Raw genomic sequence first — 3426 nt, 5'->3', positions numbered from 1 at the left:
GCTGCCGAACGGCCCCATCCCGCTCCAGATCGGCTGGTCGCTGCTCGGCGCGGCGACGGTTAAGGAAAGCGCGCTGGCATGACTATCGCAGTGGTGGTGGGGGGCGGGCCCAACGGGCTCGCCGCCGCCATCTGCCTGGCCGCCGAGGGCGTGCAGGTCACCGTGCTCGAGGCCGCCGACGAGGTGGGCGGCGGTGCCCGCAGCGGCGAGGCGATCATGCCGGGCCTGCTCCACGACCACTGCTCGGCGATTCACCCGATGGCCGTCGGCTCGCCGTTCCTGAGCCGTTTCGAGTTGGAGCGGTACGGCCTGACATGGCGGTGGCCCGCAATCGATTGCGTGCACCCCCTCGACGGTGGCGGCGCCGGCGTCCTGCACCGCTCGGTGGCGCGGACCGCGGCCGGTCTCGGACGCGACGGATCGCGCTGGCGGCTCGCGTTCGGCTATTCGGCCGCCCGCTTCGACGCGTTGAGCGATGACATCATGCGGCCGCTGCTGCGGCCGCCTCATCATCCGTTGATGCTGGCCCGGTTCGGCGCGCCAACCGTGCTTCCGGGGTCCACGTTCGCCCGCTTCTTCCGCACCGACGAAGGGCGGGCGCTGTTCGGAGGCGTTGCCGCCCATGCCTTCAGGCCGCTGCACTACCCGATGACCTCGGCTATCGGGATGGGCATCCTGGCCGCCGGTCACCGGTACGGCTGGGCGGTCGCCGAAGGGGGGTCCCAGGCGATCACCAACGCGATGGTGGCCCTGCTGACCGACTTGGGCGGCAAGATCGAGACCGGTGTCCGGGTCCAGGCGGCGTCGGAGCTGCCGCCGGCGGACGTCACGATGTTCGACCTGGCACCGGAGGCGGTGGCGGGAATTTTGGGCGACCGGCTTCCCCGTCGAGTCTCCCGCGCCTTCACCAAGTTTCGCCGCGGGCCGGGCGCGTTCAAGGTCGACTTCGCCGTCGAGGGCGGGGTGCCATGGACGAACCCCGATGCGCGCCGCGCGGGCACCGTTCACCTGGCCGGCACCTACGCCGAACTGGCGGCGACCGAGCGGGACATCCACGCCGGGCGCATGCCCGAGCGGCCGTTCGTGTTGGTGGGCCAGCAATACCTGGCGGATCCGCAACGCTCGGTGGGCAATACGCATCCCGTGTGGAGCTACGCCCACGTGCCCAACGGCTATGCCGGCGACGCGACCGAGGCGATCATCGCCCAGATCGAGCGCTTCGCACCCGGCTTCCGGGAGCGCATCGTCGGCCAAGCGGTGCGCTCGACGACGCAGATGGCGTCCTACAACGCAAACTATGCCGGTGGCGACATCATGACCGGGGCCAAGGACATTCGCCAGTTGGCGTTTGGCCCGCGGATCACTTTGTCTCCGTATGCGGTTGGCGTGCCCGGCATGTACATCTGCTCGGCCGCCACCCCACCGGGGCCCGGTGCGCACGGAATGTGCGGCGCCAATGCCGCGGCGCAGGCGCTCGGCTACCTGCGCAGCGTCGGCTGATCGCCGCCCCGTCGGGCAATCTGTCCCCGGGCGACAAACGCGGCGGCATTCTTCGTCGACTCGCGACGATGGAATCGAGGGGCCGAGTCCTTAACGTCGTCAAGACGTTTCATTCCTCTCCCAACGAAGGGATCTCTCCATGGCATCGCCCGGCAACTCGGATTTCGAGCTGTTCAAGCTTCCCGACGAGCACGCCGAGCTGCGCGTCGCCCTGAGGGACATCTGCGAGGCGGAGATCGCGCCGTATGCGGCCGACGTCGACGAGCACGCGCGTTTCCCCGAGGAGGCGCTCAAAGTCCTGAACGACACCGGCTTTTCGGCGGTCCACGTCCCGGAGGCGTACGGCGGGCCGGGCGCCGACTCCGTCGCCACCTGCATCGTGATCGAAGAGGTTGCCCGCGTGTGCGTCTCGTCGTCGCTGATCCCCGGCGTCAACAAGCTCGGCACCATCGGCCTCATCCTGAACGGATCGGAGGAACTGAAGCAGCAGGTGCTGCCGACGCTGGCATCGGGCGACGCGATGGCGTCGTACGCGCTTTCCGAGCGGGAGGCCGGCAGCGACCCTGCGTCGATGCGCACCCGTGCGCGCGCCGCCGGCGACGACTGGGTGCTCAACGGCACCAAGTGCTGGATTACCAACGGCGGCAAGTCAACCTGGTACACCGTCATGGCGGTAACCGACCCGGACAAGGGCGCGAACGGGATCTCGGCGTTCGTCGTGCACAAGGACGATCCCGGCTTCACCGTCGGCCCTTCCGAACGAAAGATGGGCATCAAGGGCTCACCGACCACCGAACTCTATTTCGAGGACTGCCGCATCCCGGGTGACCGGATCATCGGCGAGCCCGGCACCGGCCTGAAGACCGCGTTCGCCAGCCTCGACCACACGCGGCCGACGATCGGTGCGCAGGCCGTCGGTATCGCCCAGGGCGCCCTCGATGCCGCCATCGCGTACACGAAGGAGCGCAAGCAGTTTCGCCGCGCGGTCAGCGACTTCCAGGGCGTGCAGTTCATGCTCGCGGACATGGCCATGCGGGTGGAAGCCGCGCGGCTGCTGGTCTACACGGCCGCCGCGCGGGCGGAACGCGGCGAAAAGGGTTTGGGATTCATCTCATCGGCCGCCAAATGCTTCGCCTCCGACGTCGCCATGGAAGTCACGACCAACGCCGTGCAACTGTTCGGCGGCGCGGGCTACACCCGCGATTTCCCGGTCGAGCGGATGATGCGCGACGCCAAGATCACCCAGATCTACGAGGGCACCAACCAGATTCAGCGCGTCGTCATGGCGCGCGCGTTGCTGGCGTGACGCGTCATTGGGCCGGCCCTTGCGCTACTGTAGTCGATTGACTACAGTAGCGCAATACGATGCCATATGAAGCATCACAGGAGGATTCGATGGGTAGTTTCGTCAATGCGGCCGCCAAGATGGTCGCCGCGGGCGTGCTGGCTTTCGGCGGTTTGATGACGGTCGGCGCCGGCGTGGGCCACGCTGACACCATCCAGACCGAGGGCAGCTATCCGACCCGCGAGGCCTGCCAGGACGCCGGCCCGGGCGTGAAGGCCTCGACGCCGGGGAACTGGAACAACTTCTGGTGCGTCCCGGACCACACGGCCGCCGGCCAGTGGCGCTTGGTGCTCAGCAACTGAAATCGGAGTCAATACGTGTAGAAGCCCTCGCCGGTCTTAAGGCCGAGCTTGCCGGCATCGACGTAGGACTGCAGTAACTCGCGCACGTGCTTCGGTAGGTGCGGAAACTCTTGGGCGTAATGGTTTTCGATGTCGAGCACCACGTCGAGCCCCACCAGGTCCATCATCTGGAACGGCCCGGCGGGCACGCCCCAGTTGACCCGAAACATGCCGTCGACGTCCTCCGGGCGGGCCACGCCCTCGGCGACCACGGCCAGCGACTCGCGCTTGATGGCCGCC

Annotated in this window: 4 protein-coding genes; 3 read left to right on the top strand and 1 reads right to left on the bottom strand. The window is 68.1% G+C overall.

From position 1 onward, the window contains the following. Positions 1 to 78: 78 nt before the first annotated feature. The 3 genes from A5712_RS22400 (at position 79) to A5712_RS22390 (ending at position 3147) form a co-directional block, all read left to right on the top strand. Complete coding sequence (locus A5712_RS22400) at positions 79 to 1500, top strand: NAD(P)/FAD-dependent oxidoreductase (protein ID WP_068109934.1); 1422 nt, start codon at positions 79 to 81, stop codon at positions 1498 to 1500. A gap of 139 nt (positions 1501 to 1639) precedes the next feature. Then, positions 1640 to 2806 carry an acyl-CoA dehydrogenase gene (locus tag A5712_RS22395; protein WP_068109931.1) on the top strand — a complete coding sequence of 389 codons (1167 nt, stop codon included), beginning with the start codon at positions 1640 to 1642 and terminating at the stop codon, positions 2804 to 2806. Positions 2807 to 2895: 89 nt separating this feature from the next. Then, positions 2896 to 3147, top strand: a complete 252-nt coding sequence (locus A5712_RS22390; protein WP_068109937.1) for a hypothetical protein — start codon at positions 2896 to 2898, stop codon at positions 3145 to 3147. Between the two features lie 8 nt (positions 3148 to 3155). Here the strand turns inward: A5712_RS22390 and A5712_RS22385 are convergent. Beyond that, positions 3156 to 3426, bottom strand: a 271-nt coding sequence (locus A5712_RS22385; RefSeq protein WP_231982202.1) for a 3-hydroxyacyl-CoA dehydrogenase family protein, incomplete at its 5' end; no start/stop codon positions are given.

The sequence above is a fragment of the Mycobacterium sp. E2327 genome (assembly GCF_001672675.1).
Classification (GTDB): Bacteria; Actinomycetota; Actinomycetes; order Mycobacteriales; family Mycobacteriaceae; genus Mycobacterium.
The sequence above is the reverse complement of the archived record's forward strand: the minus strand, read 5'-3'. Positions and strand labels throughout refer to the sequence as shown.